The sequence below is a fragment of the Lacisediminihabitans sp. H27-G8 genome (assembly GCF_046156175.1).
Classification (GTDB): Bacteria; Actinomycetota; Actinomycetes; order Actinomycetales; family Microbacteriaceae; genus Lacisediminihabitans.
The window spans coordinates 1-18,891 of sequence record NZ_JAYLVL010000006.1 but is presented as its reverse complement, the minus strand read 5'-3'; the positions used below and the strand labels follow the sequence as shown (position 1 = coordinate 18,891).

Annotated in this window: 19 protein-coding genes and 1 tRNA gene; 3 read left to right on the top strand and 17 right to left on the bottom strand. The window is 65.3% G+C overall.

All coding sequences use genetic code 11. The features are described 5' to 3' along the window. Nucleotides 1-29: 29 nt before the first annotated feature. From VLI63_RS16105 to VLI63_RS16065, 9 genes are all read right to left on the bottom strand, one after another. Nucleotides 30-2,483, bottom strand: coding sequence for a DEAD/DEAH box helicase (locus tag VLI63_RS16105; protein WP_409157879.1), 2,454 nt, complete (start codon nt 2,481-2,483; stop codon nt 30-32). Continuing rightward, a complete protein-coding gene (tatC, locus tag VLI63_RS16100; RefSeq protein ID WP_185203712.1) occupies nt 2,480-3,241 on the bottom strand; it encodes a twin-arginine translocase subunit TatC in 762 nt (253 codons plus the stop codon). Before tatC ends, VLI63_RS16105 begins: the two co-directional genes overlap by 4 nt. Nucleotides 3,242-3,304: 63 nt before the next feature. Then, on the bottom strand, nt 3,305-3,544 hold the full coding sequence (gene tatA / locus VLI63_RS16095) for a twin-arginine translocase TatA/TatE family subunit (protein ID WP_185203713.1): 240 nt from the start codon (nt 3,542-3,544) through the stop codon (nt 3,305-3,307). 69 nt (nt 3,545-3,613) lie between these two features. Beyond that, on the bottom strand, nt 3,614-3,961 hold the full coding sequence (locus tag VLI63_RS16090; protein ID WP_409157878.1) for a hypothetical protein: 348 nt from the start codon (nt 3,959-3,961) through the stop codon (nt 3,614-3,616). After that, nucleotides 3,961-4,956, bottom strand: a complete 996-nt coding sequence (locus tag VLI63_RS16085) for a helix-turn-helix transcriptional regulator (protein WP_409157877.1) — start codon at nt 4,954-4,956, stop codon at nt 3,961-3,963. The genes VLI63_RS16090 and VLI63_RS16085 overlap by 1 nt, the downstream gene beginning before the upstream one ends. Then, entirely contained in the window at nt 4,949-5,977 is a 1,029-nt protein-coding gene (locus VLI63_RS16080) for a helix-turn-helix transcriptional regulator (RefSeq protein ID WP_409157876.1), read from the bottom strand. The genes VLI63_RS16085 and VLI63_RS16080 overlap by 8 nt, the downstream gene beginning before the upstream one ends. Before the next feature lie 79 nt (nt 5,978-6,056). Next, the gene (locus VLI63_RS16075) at nt 6,057-7,010 is read right to left on the bottom strand and encodes an FKBP-type peptidyl-prolyl cis-trans isomerase (RefSeq protein ID WP_409157875.1); all 954 of its coding nucleotides are present in this window, start codon (nt 7,008-7,010) and stop codon (nt 6,057-6,059) included. Nucleotides 7,011-7,049: 39 nt separating this feature from the next. Continuing rightward, nucleotides 7,050-8,081 carry a tRNA (adenine-N1)-methyltransferase gene (locus tag VLI63_RS16070; RefSeq protein WP_409157874.1) on the bottom strand — a complete coding sequence of 344 codons (1,032 nt, stop codon included), beginning with the start codon at nt 8,079-8,081 and terminating at the stop codon, nt 7,050-7,052. After that, the gene (locus tag VLI63_RS16065) at nt 8,078-8,752 is read right to left on the bottom strand and encodes an HAD family hydrolase (RefSeq protein WP_409157873.1); all 675 of its coding nucleotides are present in this window, start codon (nt 8,750-8,752) and stop codon (nt 8,078-8,080) included. Before VLI63_RS16065 ends, VLI63_RS16070 begins: the two co-directional genes overlap by 4 nt. A gap of 116 nt (nt 8,753-8,868) precedes the next feature. Between VLI63_RS16065 and VLI63_RS16060 the strand changes: the two genes are divergently transcribed. Beyond that, nucleotides 8,869-9,807 (top strand): proteasome assembly chaperone family protein, encoded by a 939-nt coding sequence (locus VLI63_RS16060; RefSeq protein ID WP_409158001.1) that lies wholly within the window; start codon nt 8,869-8,871, stop codon nt 9,805-9,807. Nucleotides 9,808-9,904: 97 nt separating this feature from the next. Here the strand turns inward: VLI63_RS16060 and mshC are convergent, their stop codons facing one another. The 5 genes from mshC to VLI63_RS16035 all read right to left on the bottom strand — a co-directional run bounded on the left by mshC (nt 9,905) and on the right by VLI63_RS16035 (nt 14,455). Further along, nucleotides 9,905-11,143, bottom strand: a complete 1,239-nt coding sequence (gene mshC / locus VLI63_RS16055; protein ID WP_409157872.1) for a cysteine--1-D-myo-inosityl 2-amino-2-deoxy-alpha-D-glucopyranoside ligase — start codon at nt 11,141-11,143, stop codon at nt 9,905-9,907. 44 nt (nt 11,144-11,187) lie between these two features. After that, a complete protein-coding gene (locus VLI63_RS16050) occupies nt 11,188-11,400 on the bottom strand; it encodes a hypothetical protein (protein WP_409157871.1) in 213 nt (70 codons plus the stop codon). 142 nt (nt 11,401-11,542) lie between these two features. Beyond that, entirely contained in the window at nt 11,543-12,256 is a 714-nt protein-coding gene (locus tag VLI63_RS16045; RefSeq protein ID WP_409157870.1) for an ANTAR domain-containing protein, read from the bottom strand. Between the two features lie 39 nt (nt 12,257-12,295). Further along, a complete protein-coding gene (locus VLI63_RS16040) occupies nt 12,296-13,129 on the bottom strand; it encodes an undecaprenyl-diphosphate phosphatase (RefSeq protein ID WP_409157869.1) in 834 nt (277 codons plus the stop codon). A gap of 12 nt (nt 13,130-13,141) precedes the next feature. Then, nucleotides 13,142-14,455, bottom strand: coding sequence for a M20/M25/M40 family metallo-hydrolase (locus VLI63_RS16035; protein ID WP_409157868.1), 1,314 nt, complete (start codon nt 14,453-14,455; stop codon nt 13,142-13,144). A 103-nt stretch (nt 14,456-14,558) separates the two neighbouring features. Here VLI63_RS16035 and VLI63_RS16030 point away from each other — a divergent pair. Continuing rightward, nucleotides 14,559-14,642, top strand: a tRNA-Leu gene (locus tag VLI63_RS16030). Nucleotides 14,643-14,865: 223 nt separating this feature from the next. Here VLI63_RS16030 and VLI63_RS16025 read toward each other — a convergent pair. Further along, a complete protein-coding gene (locus VLI63_RS16025; RefSeq protein ID WP_409157867.1) occupies nt 14,866-16,629 on the bottom strand; it encodes a hypothetical protein in 1,764 nt (587 codons plus the stop codon). 44 nt (nt 16,630-16,673) lie between these two features. Beyond that, a complete protein-coding gene (locus VLI63_RS16020) occupies nt 16,674-17,846 on the bottom strand; it encodes a hypothetical protein (protein WP_409157866.1) in 1,173 nt (390 codons plus the stop codon). 133 nt (nt 17,847-17,979) lie between these two features. Here VLI63_RS16020 and VLI63_RS16015 point away from each other — a divergent pair, with 133 nt between their 5' ends. Next, nucleotides 17,980-18,384, top strand: a complete 405-nt coding sequence (locus VLI63_RS16015; protein ID WP_409157865.1) for a hypothetical protein — start codon at nt 17,980-17,982, stop codon at nt 18,382-18,384. Between the two features lie 137 nt (nt 18,385-18,521). Here VLI63_RS16015 and VLI63_RS16010 read toward each other — a convergent pair whose 3' ends face one another. After that, the gene (locus tag VLI63_RS16010; protein ID WP_409158000.1) at nt 18,522-18,749 is read right to left on the bottom strand and encodes a helicase associated domain-containing protein; all 228 of its coding nucleotides are present in this window, start codon (nt 18,747-18,749) and stop codon (nt 18,522-18,524) included. Nucleotides 18,750-18,891 lie beyond the last annotated feature (142 nt).

The window sequence follows — 18,891 nt, the reverse complement described above, 5'->3', positions numbered from 1 at the left end:
CGCGGCCAGCTGCACTCCACGACCGGAGCTCAGGCGACCGAGGAGTAGGCCACGATGCCGCGGCGAATCGATTCGAGAGCCTGGCGCGCCGTGCGCCCGACGGCTCCGTCGGCAACCACCGAAAGCTGGTCGAGGAGGTCGATCGTCTGCTTGGTCATGCGTACGAAGTCGCCCGCCGCGAGTTCCGATTCGAGAAGAACGGAATCGAGGGAGACCCCCTGCGCCCAGCGGTTCATCGCGAGCGACAGGCCGGTGGACAGCGGGTTGCTGCCGGGAAGCTTGTGGTCGCGCTCGATGTCGTCGAGTTTGGACCACAGGTCGGTGGTCTTCTCGAAGGCGGGGCGGAAGGCGCCCCTCGGCAGGTAGCGATCGGAGGTCTGGCCCTCGTCGCGCCTCGGTTCGTAGACCAGTGCGGCGGCCATGGCGGCGAGCCCCGCCGGATCCAGGTCGTTCCAGACGCCGCGCCGCAGGCACTCCGCGACCAGCAGGTCGCGCTCTCCGTAGATTCTCCGCAGGGTGCGCCCATGAACGGATGCGGTCACCTCGCCGTTCTCGGCGCGCAGAAGGTACCCGAGCTCCAGTAGTACATCGGTCACACGGTCGAAGATGCGCGCGACGGCACCGGTGCGGGTGCGGATCTGGCGGCTCAGCTCGTCCGCCTGCTTCTTCAGCTTCCACCACCGCTCCGCCCAGCGGGCGTGTTCCTCACGATCGTTGCAGGTGTGGCACGGATGCTGCTTGAGTCGTTTGCGCAGGGCGGCGAGCTGGTTCTGCCGCTTGTCACGTTCGCCGCGACTCTGCAGGTCGGCGCGAATCGAGCCCTTGCGTTCGAGATCGGTGAGTTCGCGACGAATGCCCGAATACTCCCGGAAGTCTCCGAGGTGGCACTTCATGGCCTCCTCGTACCCGCGCAACGATTCCTCCTGCGACCGCACCTTGCGGGCCAGGTCCACCACGGCGCGGTCGGCCTGGAACTGCGCGAATGACGACTCGAGGATGTCGCGGGCGCGTTCGCGACTGAACTGTTCGATGAGGTTCACGGCCATGTTGTAGGTGGGCGAGAAGCTGGAATTCAGGGGGTAGGTGCGGCGGGAGGCGAGCGAAGCGACGGCCTGGGGATCGAGGCCCTCCTGCCACTGGATCACCGAATGTCCCTCCACGTCGATGCCGCGCCGACCGGCACGCCCGGTGAGCTGCGTGTACTCCCCCGGTGTGATCGGCACGCGCGCCTCGCCGTTGAACTTCTCGAGCTTTTCGAGCACGACGGTGCGAGCGGGCATGTTGATGCCGAGGGCGAGGGTCTCGGTGGCGAAGACGGCCTTCACGAGCTTCTTCTGGAACAGCTCCTCGACGACCTCTTTGAACGCGGGCAGCATGCCGGCGTGGTGGGCGGCGACTCCGCGTTGCAGCCCATCGAGCCACTCGTAGTAGCCCAGCACGGCGAGGTCTTCGTCGAGGATGGTGCGGCAGCGCTCCTCGACGATGTCCGCGATCTCCTCGCGTTCGAGCTGGGTGGTGAGCCGAACTCCAGCGCGCAGAACCTGCTTGACCGCCTGGTCGCATCCGACCCGGCTGAAGATGAAGAAGATGGCCGGAAGCAGGTTGCGTTCCCCGAGCATCTTCACGACGCCGGCGCGGTCCATCTTGAGCTCGTCGGGGCGTCCCCCGCGGGAGTGTCGCCGTCCGACATCCTGCATCTGGCGCGAACTGATGGTGCGCCCCCCGTACCGGGCCATCTGCACGAGCTCAGGATTCACCCGGTGCGTCGGAGTGCCGGGCGGATCCCCCGGCCCGACCTTGGTCGTCGCAAACAGGTCGATGAGCTTGGTGCGCATGATCACGTGCTGGTCGAGAGGCACCGGACGCTCTTCCGAGACGATCACCGCGGTCTCGCCGCGCACCGCCTGAAGCCAGTCCCCGAACTCCTCGGCGTTCGACACCGTTGCGCTGAGGGAGACCAGTCTCACGGTCTGCGGGAGGTGGATGATGACCTCCTCCCAGACGGCACCGCGGAACCGGTCGGCGAGGTAGTGGACCTCGTCCATCACCACGAACGCGAGGTCCTTCAACAGATCCGAGTCGGCGTAGAGCATGTTGCGCAGCACCTCGGTGGTCATGACCACGATGCGCGCGCCGGAGTTGATGTTCGTGTCGCCGGTGAGGAGTCCCACCTGGTCTGCCCCGTATTCGGCGACGAACTCCTGGAACTTCTGATTCGACAGCGCCTTCATCGGCGCCGTGTAGAACACCTTCGCCCGGGGTTCCTGCATCGCGAGGAACACCGCGAATTCGGCCACGATCGTCTTGCCGGCCCCGGTGGGTGCGGCGACGAGGACGCTGTCTCCACGTTCCAGTGCCACGCAGGAGGCGAGCTGGAAGGGGTCGAGATCGAAGGACTGGTTGCCACGGAACGTCTCGACCCGCGGGTTTCCGCGACGTTCGCGAGACGCGGCGAAGCGTTCCGCCGGGCTCAGCTCGGTCATGCGGCGGCCGTGCCGCCGAGGTCTCCGGCCAGGCTGTCCGCGCGTTTGGCGATGACCCGGTCGCGCCACCACGCGATCGTCCCGGCGATCAGGTAGAGCACGATCATCGGCACGGACAGCAGGAACATGGATGCCACGTCCGCCGACGGGGTCGCGAGCGCGCAGAAGACGAAGATGGCGAGAATCGCCCAGCGCCAGCTGCGGAAGATGCTGACCCCGGAGATGATGCCGAGGAAGTTGAGCAGCACCAGGAACACCGGAAGCACGAACGCGATCCCCACCGCGAGGATGAGTTTGGTCACGAAACCGAGGTAGTCCTTCGCTTCGGTGATGGCCGCATCCTGGCTGGGAACGAACGAATTGAGCACGTCGACGATGTGGGGGAAGACCCACCAGCCGGCGGCGCAGCCGGCGAAGAACAGGGGAACTGCGGAGAAGAAGAAGCCGAAGGTGTAGCGCTTCTCTTTCGTGGTGAGGCCGGGCACGATGAAGGCGAACACCTGGTACAGCCACACGGGGCTCGAGGCGATGACTCCGACCGTGATGGCGATCTGGATGTGCACATCGAAGGCCGCACCGATGGTCGAGTAGTTCAGCGTCGTGTTGCCGTGCGTCTTGGCGATCAGCTCTATGGGAGAGCGGATGGCTTTGAGCACCCAGTCGGCGACAGCGAATCCGCCGATCGAGAACACGACGATCGCGATCGCCGAGATGAAGAGTCGCTTGCGGAGCTCGACGAGGTGCTGGCCGAGAGACATCCGGCCTTCACTGCCTGCGCCCCGCTTCTTGCGGGAAGGCATGGTGGCGGTAATGAGCTCTCGCTAGGGCTTGGCGGAGGGGTTGGTCGAGTCGGTTTGCGCGCGGACCTCGCTGGAGGTCTCGTTGAGGTGCGCAGAGTCGGCCGGCGGTGCGGGCTTCTCCTCGGACTTAACTTCGTTCTTGAAGATCTTCATCGACTGTCCGACGCTCTTGGCGAGGCCCGGGAGCTTGGTCGCACCGAACAGAAGCACCACGATGACCAGTAGTACCAGGGCGTGCCAACCGGTGAATCCACTTAACATGTGCGCGATCCTTAAGAGTCGAGAAAATCGAGTTGAGTAAGTTTACCGCCTATCCGAACTCTGCGGCTGTCATTCGGCTTGGAACCACCGGCGGGAATTCGCGTCGAAATGCGTGAGGGCACGACCGCGGTCGAGACGGGCGGCGCGTCGGGCTTCTCCTCTGGCCAACGATTCGTCGCGCACCCTCCGCCGCTGTGCCTGCACGTCGGAGTATCTCTGCAAGAGGGCGAACTGCGCCTGCTTCTCGTCGAACTCGGTGATCGCGGCATCCAGCAGCTCCATTTTGCCGCCGAGCGCGCCGAGCTCATCGAAGACCGCGACCGCTTTTCGAAAAAGGCGCCAGCCGGAGACGACGAGCACCGCGATGAGCGCCAGCACGAGACAGGTCCAGATGACGATCCACGACCACCAGGGCATCAGTCGGCTCCCGGGATCTGCTCGCCATAGCGCGCGGCCCCGGCCGCCGCCCAGTCGGCGACAGCCCGCCGGGCATCCGGCGGTTCGACGACGGTGACCATACCCGGGAGTCCCCCGACCAGTCTTTTGAGTCCGTGATAGTGCGACACCCGGAGTGCCGTGCGGTTGCGACCGTCGACGAGGGTGCTTCCGGTGCCGTCGGTGAGGTAGTCGGCAAGCAGGGGCGCCGCCGACGGGGCGACATCGATGGTCACCACGAGGTCGTCCGCCGAGCCCTCGAAGAGCGTGTCGGGCAGGTGCACGTCGGAGGCGTGGGTCGTGATCGGCTCGGAGGTCACCGTGGGATTGCCGATGCGGTCGATCCGGAAGGTGCGCACCGCTTCGCGAAGGTGGCACCATCCCCGCAGGTACCAGTCGGCATCCATCGATTCAATGCGGAGCGGGTCGACCCGTCGACGCTCGTGCTCACCGCGCGAGTTGATGTAGTCGAACTCCACCTGGACGCCGGAGGCGACCGAGTCGCGGATGAGGGCGAGTGTCTCGTCGGACTCCGATCCCTCGACCGCGAACTGGCTGGGGAGGGCGGATGCCCCGCGCGAGAGCTTGGCCATGAGCGTGGCGATCGCACTGCGATCGGCATTCTCCGGCAGCGCGGACAGGTACTGCAGCCCCGCGATGAGCGCCGCGGCCTCCCGGCCGGAGAAGCGGGGTGCGTCGTCGATGGCCACGAGGTTCGTGAGCACGATCTGGTCGTTCTCCTCGAAGTCGTCCCAGGCGAGGTCGAACAGGTCTCCGTGCTGGTACTGCCCCGTCTCGCCGGGGATACCGGAGACGGCGATGAGTTGGACCGCCTCCCGCACCTGTTGCGGCTTCACGCCGAAATGGTCCGCGGCATCCTGCACGCTGATGCGCTCGTGCTCCATGAGGAACGGCACGAGGGAGAGCAGGAAGGCCAGTTTGTCCTGTGCCTGCAGCGGTGCGGATCGGTCAGCCACGGGTGTTCCCTTCTGTGCCGGTCCCACGGGACGTGTGCTCCTCGACAGTCTGCAGCAGGCGGTCGCGAACCGCCTCGCGGAGGTCGGGTGGTGAAAGCACGAGCGCTTCGGGGCCGTAGCCGGCCAGTTCGTCGGCGAAGATGTTGGCGTCGGAGTAGTGCAGTCGCAGGGCACCGGAGGGCAGCCGAACGGTGCCGCGGCGTTTGAGCAGGCGCGTGGCGGCATCCGAATCGGCGAGGACGTCGACATCGGCGGTGTGAGCCTCCCACACCTCATCGAGCTCTTCGAGGGCCCGAGCGGTCTGGTCGCCGCTCGGAGCGGGGAAGAGTGCACCGGTGGTGGTGACCTGGCTCACGATCCGCCGCAGCAGGAAGGTCTTGGTGATCTCGGTGCCCGGCTCGAGCGCATGAAGGTGCCAGCGACCCTGGTGCTGCACGAGGGCGAGTGGGGCGAGCTCCCGCACCCGCGCCTCGGCTTCGCCGGGCTTCAGGTATGCGAATCGCACAATCGCATTGCGCTCGAGAGCGGCGCGGAGCGGCTCGAATGCGGCATCCCGCACCCGAAGACGCGGTGCATAGCCCAGTACCGGCTCGTCCGACACGAGTCCGAGACCCTTGAGCTTGATCACGGCCCGGCGGGACTCCCCGGAGAGGGATCCCTCTCGCCACACCATCGCGGCGAGGTTGAGCAGGGTGGTCTCCTCCGCCGAGAAGGTGATGTCGCTCGGGAGCTCGTAACTGCCCCGCGGGATGCGGTAGCGCAGGTTCTGATTGTTGCCGGCCTGGCCGGGAGAATCCACGGTCTCGAGCGGAACCCCGAGGTCGCGGATGTCGTCTTTGTCGCGTTCGAACTGGCGCTCGAGGTTGGCGTTGTCACCACCGGCACGGTACCGCTGCCGGTACCCCTGCACGGTCGACAGCACTTCGTTCTTGGTGAGACCGGTCTCGGTCGCGAGGAGCGCTAGAACGAGACTGAACAGCCGCTCCTCGACGGGGATTCTGGAGACGCTTGCAGCTGGCACGGGGACCCTGGTTTCGAATGAATTCGGAAGACACTCGGCCTGTGTCCGGATGAGACCGGCGCACCGGTCGGGAGGTAACTTACCCGGCGATGCCGAGGATGTCCACGACGTAGACGGATGCGTCGTCTGCGGGCGCTTTGCCGGAGCCGTCCGATACCGCCGCCGCTTTCGGCGGAAGCACGGCGAGCACCTGTGAACCGACGCGCTTGCCGATCAGGGCATTGCTCAGACCGGAAGAGACGGCAGCCGAACCGACCTGGATCACCGACGCCTGGTGCGCCGTCCAGGTGGAATCGAAGACCGTCTTGGTGCCCCAGCCGATGCCGGTGTACTGCACGACGATGAACTGGTCCTTCTTCACCTTCGCGCCAGAGCCCGCCTTCAGCACGTTGACCGTCGTGGTCTTCGGTGCGGGGCGGTCGGGAACGCTGATGCCCGGCGTGCCGTCCGCGGTGAGTACGACCGCCGGCATTCCATTGGTGGGGATCTGGTCGGCGCCGTTCGCCTTCGGCAGGAAGGCGCCCTTCACGTCGACGACATAGATGAAGGAGTCGTCCTTGCCGATGCCGTTCGCGGCATCCGCAACGCCGTTGTGACTGTCTTTGGCCGAGCCGATGATGGCGACGCGGGATCCGACCTGAGCGCACTCGAGGCCCTCACTGACCGCCGGGAAGGTGGACTTCCCCGCGGTGATGAGGCTGCCGCCGGTGCTGTTGTAGCTGGTCTTCTGCAGCTCCGTGCCATCCGCGGCGTTGACGATCGTCACGTCGAGGATCACGGGCTGACCGGCGACGATCGGGGCGCCCTTGCCGGAGATGAGCGTGGATGCCTGGGTGGTCTTCGTGTACAGCGGGGTGGGGAATTCCACCTTCGGCGCGGTGCCCAACTTGCCCGGGGCCGTGATCACGGAGGATGCGGCGCCCGCGGTCACGACCGGATCGCACCCCGCGATGCTGGAGCCGGTGCCGCTTGCGCACGCCGTCAGCGAGCCGAGCAGGGCGATGGCAGCAATCAGCGCTGTGGTCTTACGCACGAATCCTCGTTTCGATCACGATCGTGGAACCTGACAATTCTAGAGTGACTCTGCGGGCGACTCGTCCGCGGGCGGGGTGCTCGCGGTATCGGCCGCGGCAATCGCGTGACCGGCAGTGGTCTGGGCCGCCCGGGCGGTCTTGCGCAGGCGCTTGTCGGTGACCGAGCGCTCGCCCAACGCCCCGGGGGTCCAGGCTTCGACATCCTCATCGGTGTAATCCGACTTGGAGAGCCGGCGCTTGAGCTGCGGAAGCACGGTGTCGGGCGCAAGGCGGCGTGCGGTGAGCAGGAAGCCCGTGTGGGCGACCATGCGGTGGTCGGGGCGCACGGCAAGGCCCTCCACATGCCATCCGCGCACCATCGTCTCGGACGAATCGGGATCGGTGAAGAGTCCCGTTCCGCGCACGGCCTCTGCGACCCGCGAGAGCTGGGTGACGGTGGCGATGTAGCAGAGCAGCACGCCTCCGGGTGCGAGCGCGTCAGCGACGACCCCGAGACACTCCCAGGGCGCGAGCATGTCGAGCACCACCCGGTCGACCGAGCCGTTCTCCACGGCGGTGGGCAACGATTCGACGAGGTCGCCGACGGTCACCGTCCAGTTCTGCGGCTCCGCCCCGAGGAACGAGACCACATTGCCGCGGGCGACATCCGCGAACTCCTCGCGACGCTCGAACGAGGTGAGTGAGCCGGTCGGTCCGATGCCGCGGAGCAGCCAGAGGCTGAGCGCACCCGATCCGACGCCGGCCTCGACGACCGTCGCTCCGGGAAAGATGTCGCCGAGGCTCAGGATCTGCGCCGCATCCTTCGGGTAGATGATCGCGGCGCCGCGAGGCATCGACATGACGAAGTCGTTGAGCAGCGGCCGGAGCGCGAGGTACTCGTCGCCGTTGGTCGCGGTGACGACCGAGGCATCCGCCAGGCCGATCAGGGCATCGTGATCGACCATGCCGCGGTGGGTATGGAAGACCTTGCCGGCCTCGAGGGTGATGGTGTTGAGGCGGCCCTTCGGCCCGGTGAGCTGTACACGGTCTCCCGCGCGGAAGGGACCGCTCTGGCGGCGAACGGCGGTCATGCGGAATCCGTTCTTGTCGAGTGGAGAAGTTCCGAGAGGTCGGTGACACCCCGGCCGGTCAGTGTGGGCCAGATCGTGTAGCCGCGGCCATGCTCGAGCGGGGAATGCAGCGGCACACCGATCGCGACAGCCCCGGCGGCCACCGCGGAGGCGAGTCCGGTGGTCGAGTCCTCGATGGCGATGCATCCGACCGCGTCGACTCCGAGCAACTCGGCGCCGCGCAGGTAGGGCTCCGGATGCGGCTTGCTGTGGGTGACCGAATCCCCGGCCACGATGTGGTCGAAGGCGATGAAGGGCAGGAACGACGAGACATGCTCGGCCATGCGCCGAATGGACATCGTCACGAGGGCGGTGGGGATCCGGGCATCCCGCAGCTCGGCGAGAAGCTCGAGAGCCCCCGGCCGCCAGGGCACCTCTGACTCGATCTGCTCCATCACGCGGTCGGTGAGACGGTCGACGATCTGGTCTTCGGTGAGCTCGACGCCACGGTGCTGCAACACGGCCGCCGTGTGCCAGAGGCCGGAGCCGACGAGCGTGAGGCCGTCCTCCTGGGTCCAGGTGCCGCCGAAGGATGCGACGAGCTCCGCCTCGGCGGCGAGCCAGTAGGGCTCGGTGTCTACGAGGGTGCCATCCATGTCCCAGAGGACGGCGGCGGGGAGGAGATCAGTCACGGGACTCAAGTTTAGAGGGAAGGGGGTTCTATCCTTGACGGAGGGAAGTCACGTAGGCCACAGTCGGCCGTCCGCCGAAACGTGACTCCAGAGGGTAGCGAGTGCCAAACGTGGGAATGTTGAGTGGGCGACTGTTGGTCGTCGCCTTCGAGGGCTGGAACGATGCGGGGGAAGCCGCGAGCGGTGCCGTCTCGATGCTCAAGGATCTTCTCGACCTGTATCCGATCGCGGAGATCGACGCGGAGCGCTACTTCGACTACCAGTTCAATCGCCCGACGGTCGCCCAGGACGACGACGGCAATCGCCTCCTCGTGTGGCCCTCCGTGGTCACCTACGGTCCCACCGGCGTGCGCGCGCAGCGCTCGCCGGGGTCGGCGGAGGTCCCCGGGGCGATAGGCGACAACGCCTCCAACATCTACCTGCTGCTCGGCACGGAACCCTCGCGCAACTGGAAGAGCTTCACCGCGGAGATCATGGCGACCATCGCGGAGAACCGGATCACCGGTGTCGTCTTCCTCGGAGCGATGCTCGCGGACGTGCCGCACACCCGGCCGATCTCGGTCTTCGTGAGCAGTGAGAATGCGCAACTGCGCACCGAGCTCGCCGTGGAGAAGAGTTCGTACGAGGGCCCGGTCGGCATTCTCTCGGTGCTCGGCGAAGCCGCCGAGAAGGCGGGTATCCCCACGGTGTCGATCTGGGCCTCCGTGCCGCACTACGTGCACAACGCGCCCTCGCCGAAAGCAACCCTCGCGATCATCGACAAGCTCGAGGAGATGATCGATGTGGTGATTCCGCGAGGTGAGCTTGTAGACGAATCCGCGGCCTGGGAGAACGGGATCGACGTGCTCGCCAGCGAGGACGACGAGATGGCGACGTACATCGCTCAGCTCGAGCAGGCGAGGGACACCGTCGACTCCCCCGAAGCGAGTGGGGAGGCGATCGCGCAGGAGTTCGAGAAGTACCTGCGGCGCCGCGACGGCAAGGCGGATGGGCGTGGTTCCGGCGGTCCGGCCGGACCGCCGTTGCCCCCGGACGATCGCGGACCGCGCGAGTAGCACCCACAGTCGCCCGCGGCCCCGATCGGTGTCGGCGGAAGGCCCACTCCGGAGAGACACGACGCCCCGCGGGCCGTCGCGCGACGACCGCGTGAAGTCAGAGGCGGATGCCGAGGAGTGCGTCGATGGCGCTGACCGCCGTCTTCGAGGCTGCAGTCCCGCCACAGATGCGGGCATCGATCGCGGCGATCGCCCCGGCGGTATCGAGATCGTCGGCGAGGCGCTCCCGAAGCTCCGTGAGGAACTCGTCGTCGGCGTCCTCGGTCGGTGATGCTGCCCAGGCTGTCCACGACGCGAGCCGATCGTCGGCGATGCGCAGATGGGCATCCGTCCATTCCCAGTCGCTGCGGTACCGTTCGGAGAGCAGGGCGAGCCGGATCGACCGCGGGTCGGCGCCGCCGGCGACGAGGCGGGAGACGAGCACGAGGTTGCCCAGGGATTTGCTCATCTTCTCGCCCTGGTACGCGACCATGCCGGCGTGGGCGTAGATCCCGGCGAGCGGATGCCCGGTGAGGGCGGCGGCATGTCCGGCGCTGAATTCGTGATGGGGGAAGACGAGGTCCCGGCCTCCCCCGTTGACGGTGAGCGGGGTCGGAAGGTGCTCCAGCGCGATCACGGAACACTCGATGTGCCATCCGGGGCGCCCGCGCCCGAGGGACGAGTCCCAGGCCGGTTCGCCGGCCCTCTCCGAACGCCAGAGCAGCGGATCGAGCGGGTCGCGTTTACCGGGGCGCTGCGGGTCTCCCCCGCGTTCCGCACTGAGCTCGAGCATCCTCGGTCGGTCGAGTGCGCTCTCCTGACCGAGGTGCCAGGCGGGGACGGCGAAACTGCTGTCGAAGTAGAGGTCATCGGCGGCATCCGGGCTCGTCACGCTGTAGGCGGAGCCGTTCTGCACGAGGATCTTCACGGCGTCCGCGACATCCGCGATCACCTCGGTGACCGCGACGTACTCGTCGGGAGGGATGATGCCGAGCTTCTCCATGTCGCCGCGGAACAGTTCGATCTGGGAGGCCGCGAGGTCTCGCCAGTCCACGCCGTCGCGTGCGGCCCGCTCGAGCAGCGGATCGTCGATGTCCGTGGTGTTCTGCACGTAGCGCACCTCGAAACCGGCATCCATCCACACCCGGATGAGTGTGTCGAAGGCCAGGTAGGTGGCGGCATGGCCCAGGTGGGTGGCGTCGTACGGCGTGATCCCGCAGACGTAGATGCTCGCGAGCGTGGGAGTGGATTGGTGCGGATGCGCCTCGACGAGTGCCTGCGATGCTGCATCGAAGATGCGGGGAACGATCCCGGCTCCGGGCAGAGCGGGCACGGCCGGTCGGGTCCAGGATTGCACGAATCCAGCCTAAGCGAGCCGGTGAACGGCAGTTACCGAGGTCTTTAGCTGAACCCTCCGGAGGTCGTCCATTCTTCGTAGTCCAGAAGGTCCTCTGAGGTGAATGCGCGGGCATGCGACGTGGGGACCGCGCCGGATCGCGATCCCGTGCTCTCACCACGGTCCGCTGGCGCGTGCGCGACCATCGGCTCGGCCGTGGTGATGTCGGTGACCGCCGCCGGACTGGAACCGGGGCTCTCGTCGAAATGCCCGAGCATGGTCTACCTCCGATGGCGAGGCGACCCTGCGCTTGTGCGCAGGACGGATCACCGGGTCAGGTCACTGGGCCGAGGTCTGGGGGTCTGGAGCAACGGATCTCACGGTAGACCGGTCTCTGGCGGATTGCTAGGCCCGCTTCGATCAGAGTGAGAGGGACTTGCCGACCACTCCGGCGGCGACGTCACGCAGGCTGAGGTTGTTGCCGCGGGCGTACTGGCGGAGGGTAGCGAAGGCAGTGTCCATATCGACGCCGTGGAGCTGCGCGATCACCCCTTTCGCTTGCTCGATCACGACGCGGCTGTTCAGGGCAGACTGCAGCTGGCGCTGGGTGAGCTCGCTCTCGCGGGCGGCTCGTTCCTGAAGGATTCCGATCGTTGCGACATCCGCCAGCCCCTGGGCCACCGAGGCATCGTCCGCGGTCAGCGAGCCGGTGCGGTCGAGGAAGAGGTTGAGAGTTCCGAGCACTTCTCCACGAAGGCGAAGCGGCACCGCATGCACGGCATGAAAGCCCTGGGCGACCGCCTCCTCGTAGAACTCCGGCCAGGCACCCTTCACCGACTCGATGTCCGGGAGCACGTAGACGAGCCCGGTCGAGAAGCATTCGACGCACGGCCCATTTCCGGCGCTGAGTTGCATCAGCTCGACGAGGCGGCTTTTCTCACTGGTGGAGGCGACGAGCGCGAGTTGCCCGGTGGCATCCGCGAGCATGATGCCGGCGGCTGAGGCCGAAAGCAGGTTGGCGCAGGCATCCACGAGGGTATGAAGCAGGTCGACGACGTCGTAGCCGACCACAAGCGTGTCGGCCAGGGTGACGAAAGTGTCGACGAGTCGGCCTTCTCGGGTGTCGGCCATCATGCGATCACTGTACTCCGCAGGAGGGGCCGGGGACCCGAATCACACCGGCTTAACGACACCGGTGGTCAGAAGCACCACGAGCGTGCCGCCGAGCAGGATGCGGTAGATCACGAACGGCAGGAACGAGCGCTTCGAGATGTAGCTCATGAAGAATGCGATCACGACCAGGCCGACGACGAAGGCGACAACAGTCGCCGCGGCGGTCTCCCCTGCCGTGAACACCTCGGATCCCGGTGACTTGATCGTCTTGTAGAGCTCGAACAGGCCGCTTCCGAAGACGGCGGGGATGGCGAGGAGGAACGAATACCGGGCGGCCGCCGCGCGTTCATACCCCAGGAAGAGCCCAGCGGTGATGGTGCCGCCCGAGCGCGAGACGCCGGGGATGAGAGCGAGCGACTGAGCTCCCCCGTAGATCACGGCGTGCGGCACGGTGAGGTCTCGTAACCGGCGCTTCTTCGCCCCGACATAATCCGCGACGCCGAGCAGGATGCCGAACACGATGAGGGTGACGGCGATGATCCACAGCGAGCGAAGGGTGGTCTCGATGGTCTTCTGGAAGATCAGGCCGAGCACCACGATCGGCACCGATCCGAGGATGATGAACCAGCCCATCTTGGCGTCCGGGTCATTGCGCGGGATGCGACCGAACAGCGCGAGGAACCAGCGCGAGATGATGCGCCAGAGATCCGCGCCGAAATACACGACGACTGCGAGCTCGGTGCCGAGCTGGATGATCGCGGTGAAGGCCGCGCCCGGGTCGGCTCCCGTGCCGAGCAGCAGGCCGACGAGTCGCAAATGGGCGTTCGAGGAGATCGGCAGGAACTCGGTGAGGCCCTGGACGATGCCGAGGATGATGGCGTTGAGCAAGCCCACGGGCGGGTCCAATCAGTAGTCGAGAAGCAGGTCCCCGAGGACGCGCCTGCCAAACACTAACGCGTCGAGCGGCACACGCTCGTCAACGCCGTGGAACATGGCGGGAAAGTCGAGCTCAGGGGGGAGCTTGAGTGGCGCGAAGCCGTAGCCCTTGATGCCGAGCAGCGAGAGTGCCTTGTTGTCCGTGCCGCCAGAGAGCATATACGGCAGCACCGGAGCGCCCGGGTCGTGGGTGCCGAGCGCCGAGGTCATCGCCTCGACGAGCGGCCCGGAGAAGGCGGTCTCCAGCCCGATGTCGCGGTGGAGCACGACGATCTCGATGTCGGGGCCGACCAGCTCCGCGAGTTCGGCGAGCACGGCATCCTCTTCGCCCGGCAGTGTTCGGATGTCGATCAGCGCTTCGGCGGTGTCCGGGATGACGTTGTGCTTGTAGCCGGCGGTCAGGGCGGTCGGGTTGGTCGTGGTGCGAAGCGAGGCCTGGATGAATCGACTCGTCGTGCCGGTGGCCAGGGCGATCTCATCCGGCCCCACCTTCTGCGGGTCGACCTCGAGGATGCGGGCGAGTTCTCCGAGCAGTTCGGTCGTCGTCTCGGTGAGACGCACCGGCCATTCGCGACGGCCGACGGTGGCGACGGCCTCAGCGAGCTTCGTCACGGCATTGTCGCGCATCACGTGCGATCCGTGCGAGGCGGTGCCGCGCGCAATGAGTTTGACCCAGACCAGGGCCTTCTCCCCGGTCTGCAACAGGTAGGCGCGGGTGCCGTTGAGGGTCACCGAGTAACCGCCGACCTCGCTGATCGCCTCGGTAGCGCCCGCGAAGAGCTCCGGATGGTTCTTCACCAGGTAGCCGGAACCGAGCACTCCCCCGGCCTCCTCATCGGCGAAGAACGCGATCACGAGGTCGCGCGAGGGCTGCTTGCCTGCGCCGAGGATGTCCTCGAGTGCGGTGAGCATCATCGCGTCCATGTTCTTCATGTCGACGGCGCCGCGGCCCCAGAGCATGCCGTCTTTGATGACGCCGCCGAAGGGGTCCACCGACCAGTTATCCGGCTGGGCCGGCACGACATCCGTGTGGCCGTGCACCACGAGGGCCGGTTTCGAGCTGTCGGATCCCTCGACGCGGGCGACCACGCTCACCCGCCCGGGTTCGGACTCGAACATCTCGGGGGTGAGCCCGAGACCGGTGAGGTAGGCCGAAACGTACTCCGCGGCATCCGTCTCGCCGTTGGATTTGCCGCCGCCGTAGTTGGTCGTATCGAATCGGATCAGGTCGCGGGCGATGCGGGCGGTTGCGTCGAGCTGGTCGTCGGAAGTCTCAGTCAGCATGCCTCAACGGTATCGTCTCGCGACCGCGCGCCGTTGTTCGAAGCGTGCCCCGCGCGCATGCTAGTGTCATACCTCGGTGCTTCTGAAAAGAGGAATCGAAAGCGCGCGGATGGCGGAAATGGTAGACGCGCCAGCTTGAGGTGCTGGTGCCCGTTAGGGCGTGGGGGTTCAAGTCCCCCTTCGCGCACAGAGACACCTTCAGGGTATTGCCCTGGATGTGTTTGGAAAATGGGTCGCGACAACTGGTCAACAGTTGTCCGGCCCATTTTTTGTGCCCTCACGGAACACTTCTGCCCGATCGGCCTATGGCGGAACAGCCGGTTAACGCAAGATCGGCCCGCCAGAATGATTTCTGGCAGGCCGAATTCTTCGGTAGAACGGATGCAGGAGTTGGGTGACGCGGGTGAGGCCTAGCCTGGGGGTTGGGTCGTCTCGTCAGCGTGGGGTGCGGGACCGTCGCTTTGCCAGAAGGTGCGGGCGATGTCATCGTTCTTTGCGGTCATTGTAAAGACGGCGAGCTCTCCTTTGTAGAAGGTGAGGATTTGACGCATGTTCTCGACGACGGCTGCGAGGGCGACCACGATGTAGGTGAATGTGTTGCCGTGGATCGCGCGGAGGTCGGGGTCGGCTATGTTTTCGAACTGCGTTCGTTTGAGGTTGCGGTTGGCAGATTCGACGACGTTGCGCATTCCGTAGGCGCTGCGCCATTCGTCCGTGCCGTAGTGGAAGTACTGTTCGCGCTTCAGTCCGCCCGCGTTTGCTTCGTCGGCCTCCTTGCCGACGGGACGCTTCATCATGACGGTCTTCCCCTTGTGGGTACCGGACTTGGCCCTCCATTTCGCGTAGTCGGGTGAGTCGATCGGGATCAGGTATCGGCGGGTCCAGTCCTGGTCCATGTGCCCCTTAGCGAGCAGCCTCGACCTGGCGCGGCGTGCGAGTTGTTGTTGGTAAAGAGTCGAGGCACGTTTGAATACCAGAATGTCAGCCTTGGTAGGCGAGTCGATGGCTTTCCAGATGTTTTGCGCGGTGACGAAGACGCGGTCGGCGTCGATGAGGACCTGGGGCAAAGTGTCGAGGAACCAAGATCCGGAGACGAGGACGAAACCCCTCGGGTCGAATCCTTGTTTGCCGAGTTCGTTGAGCTTGTAGTCGAAGACATTCTTTCCGCCGAGGAGTCGCACAGGCACGGCGTACTCGCTGTACTTGCCGTTGGAGTAGGCACGGTCGACGATGATCAGGTTGATCTTGTGGCCTCGCTCGTTGAGTGATTCGACCATGCGGAGTCCTTCGCCCACGATCTTGCCCGGGATGTGGTAGCTGAGCGCAGTTGTGAGGAGTGGGAAACGCGCAACCGTATCGAGGTGGTTCTTGGTCATCCTCGCGATCTCGATCTCCACACCCCAAAAGGACTTGGCCCGCTTCGTGCCTTTGACCTTCTCGCCGGGGTTTGACTTGTTCAACACCTTCGCGTCCGCGTACGTCACGGCGCCATGGTCACCGTCGCGTCGGTAGAAGCCTCCGTCTGAGTTAATGCTCCACCGGCCTCCTTCGAGGTTTGTTGATGACGGGTTACCGGCCTTCCCGCCGAGCGCAACGAAGGTGGCGTCGATGGCGAAGTTTCCTTCCGACCGATCGCGGAGTTCCTGCGGAAGCAGCTTCCGCGAGCCCTCAACGAGGGCATTGCCGAGAATAAACATGCGTTCGCGGTTCTCCCGGCACTTCTCCGGGTTGCGTTGTTCCAGGTTGGCCACGAACTCGGCTTCGGTGAGGATCTTGTCTTTGCGGCCCGGGAACTCGTCGACGAGTTTGATGAGGCGTTGGATCGAAGCCCAGATGCGGTCGTACATGCATTCGTCTCGGCCGTCGTGGTGGCTGAGGCCTATCGCGGATCGCTGTCGGGGGCTGAGTTCGAGAAAGGTGCGGCGAAGCTGCTTGATAAGTGTCGGACGATTGAGGCTGATCTGCAGAAGGATGAGGGCAAGAGCTGCGTCGGCGGAGTGGATTGCCGGCCGGCCGGCCGTGGACTTTGCGTCCTCGGCCCGCCACTGGAGCAGGAGTTGACGTGCACCGGAGAGCTTCAAGACGCGATCTACGTCCACGACCGCGACGCTGAGCGGATTCGCCTGCTGTGCCCTGATGTAATCCTTCATCCGAGCTCCGAAGGTTTCAGTCATCCACGCCTCCGCTTCCACGTATTTGCTGAGGTTCGTTGGGCGGCTCACAGCCCACCCCGCAACTGTGCGTCGCGGTCCTCTCCGCTGGGCCGCGGGACGAACTTGGCGAGTCGGGAGATCGATTCGAGCGACTGAAGGCCCGCCGCCTCCATGAGCGTCAGAACGTCGACTCGATTGGTCATCTGGGTGACGAACCAGGTGTTTCGCAGCCGTCTGCCTTGCACCGCGGGTGTGCCCTTCGGATTGGAGCACTTGCCGACGAAGGCGCTGACGACATCGTTCTCTGTTCGGTTGCGCTTCCAAAGGAAGACCATCGGGTTCCCGGATAGTGCTTCGACTGCCGTGGCGACGATCTCTTCGAATTCGGCGGTGACGATCACTCGTCGCTTCCACTCGTTTTTGACGACTACCTGGATCTCTACCGTTCCGTTGTCGTGCACGGTGACGGACTCGCGGCGGAGATTCGCGATCTCCACCGCACTCAGTCCGGCTCCGGCGCCAAGCGCGATGAGGACGGCTGCGCCCTGTCGCTTGTAGGCGGTGGGCTGGCCGGCAGCCCAGCGGTCGAGAGCCACAATCTCGTCCTCGGTGTACGGGGCCTCCATGTCCTTCTGGTTCAGGGGCGTCGGGTTGCGGGGGTTCTTCTCGGGGTTGACGACCTCGGCGATGCGGGTGATCCAGGCGCGGTAGTTCCGCTTGGTTCCTGCCGCAAGGTTCGTCGGGAGCGCCTCGGTCACGTAGTTCTGGATCAGCTCGCGGTCGAAGACGACGAGGGCGTCGAGGTCGCACCCGACTACGAACACCGCCCAGTACACGAAATGCATGACGGGACGCAGCAACGTCTCGACGGAGTAGGAGGTCAGGGGCAGGGCGAGAGCGACCGAATCTTCGACGAAGGGACGGATGACCTTCACGTACTCAGGCGGTAAGGCGGGTTCGTAGTCCCGCATCTTGGCCGCGGAGGCATCGTCCAGTCGGGCACGAATCTCGTTCATGGCGGTTCGCGCGCCCTCACCGACCGGAACGCGAGGGTAGAGGGTCGCGCGGGCGGCGGCGATCATCTGGTCCTCGGCAGGTTCGCCGAAGCGGAGAATCATCGCGGCAGCATCGTAGGTTGCGTTGGTCCGTTCGGCCAGGGACGCGGAAGCCGCTCGCGATGGGCGGTTCCGGCGCGTCTTGGTAGTGGTGGAAGGGTTGGTCTGGATAGTTGAGGTCACGAACAGGCATGTGTGCGGCCCATTTTCGCCGGAATCGAACCCGCACGGTGGATAACGGTCTCCGAGGGTCTATTTGATTAGTCGAGCGGATTATCTTGACTTGCATGCGGTGCATATTCGTTAGGATCTGGTAATGCCTCGATCTCCGAAACCCGGCGGCGCCGTGTTCGTACCCCATTCCCTGGCCGACAACCGGAAGAAGTTCGGCAAGTCGACTTCGCGCCTCACCGCGGGCAACATCGCGACTCCACAGCAGGAGGCGGCCGAGGTGCAACATGCGATCGCGAATCGGATCCGGGAATACTTGCTCGACCAGAACACCGACCTGCTCAAATACTGTGCCGAGACCCCGCTCCCCCGCGGTCTCAGCTACGACCGGTTCCAGCGGATCCTTCGTGGCGAGACGATGATGACACTTACCGACTTGATGTTCTGGACCGGGCAGGTACCCGATCTTGCCGAGTTCGCACACACGTCCATGCAGCGCACCTTGGACGCCGACCACGTCGAGGGACGATACGCAAGACCGTCGCGATAGCAAACACCTCACGCATCGTCTCGCGCAGCGACAGTGTTCAGCCGTCCCGTATGGAAAATCCAGCATGCCTCGACGCTAGACAACAGACGGGCCCGCGAGTTCCCGTTTCGGACGACATCTTCCAGCGGGCGAGGAGGCTAGATGATCCGGAATGGCAACTGCTGCAGCGCCGCGAGGCGCTCTGGGAGTAGCTGACCGCGGCGGTAGAGGTGTCGCTGCTTGTGAACCCATGCGGCAAGTTCTCGCTCGGACGGATCATTAGCGCGATACCGGGGCAAACGATGCTCTCTTTCAAGGAAATCGCGCAAAAGGGTCCAATTTAGGTGCCAGCTATCACGGTGGGGATCCCACGAGAAACCGGTCAGCTTGTTCAGGAGGTCTGAATCGCCCTGGGTTTCGTTCCGCCTGATCCTTTTGGAGGATTGAACTATGTCGAACCCTTACCCGGCCGAGTTTCGCGAACGTGCTCTTCGGATGCTCGCCGAAGCACGAGCTGATCACTCATCT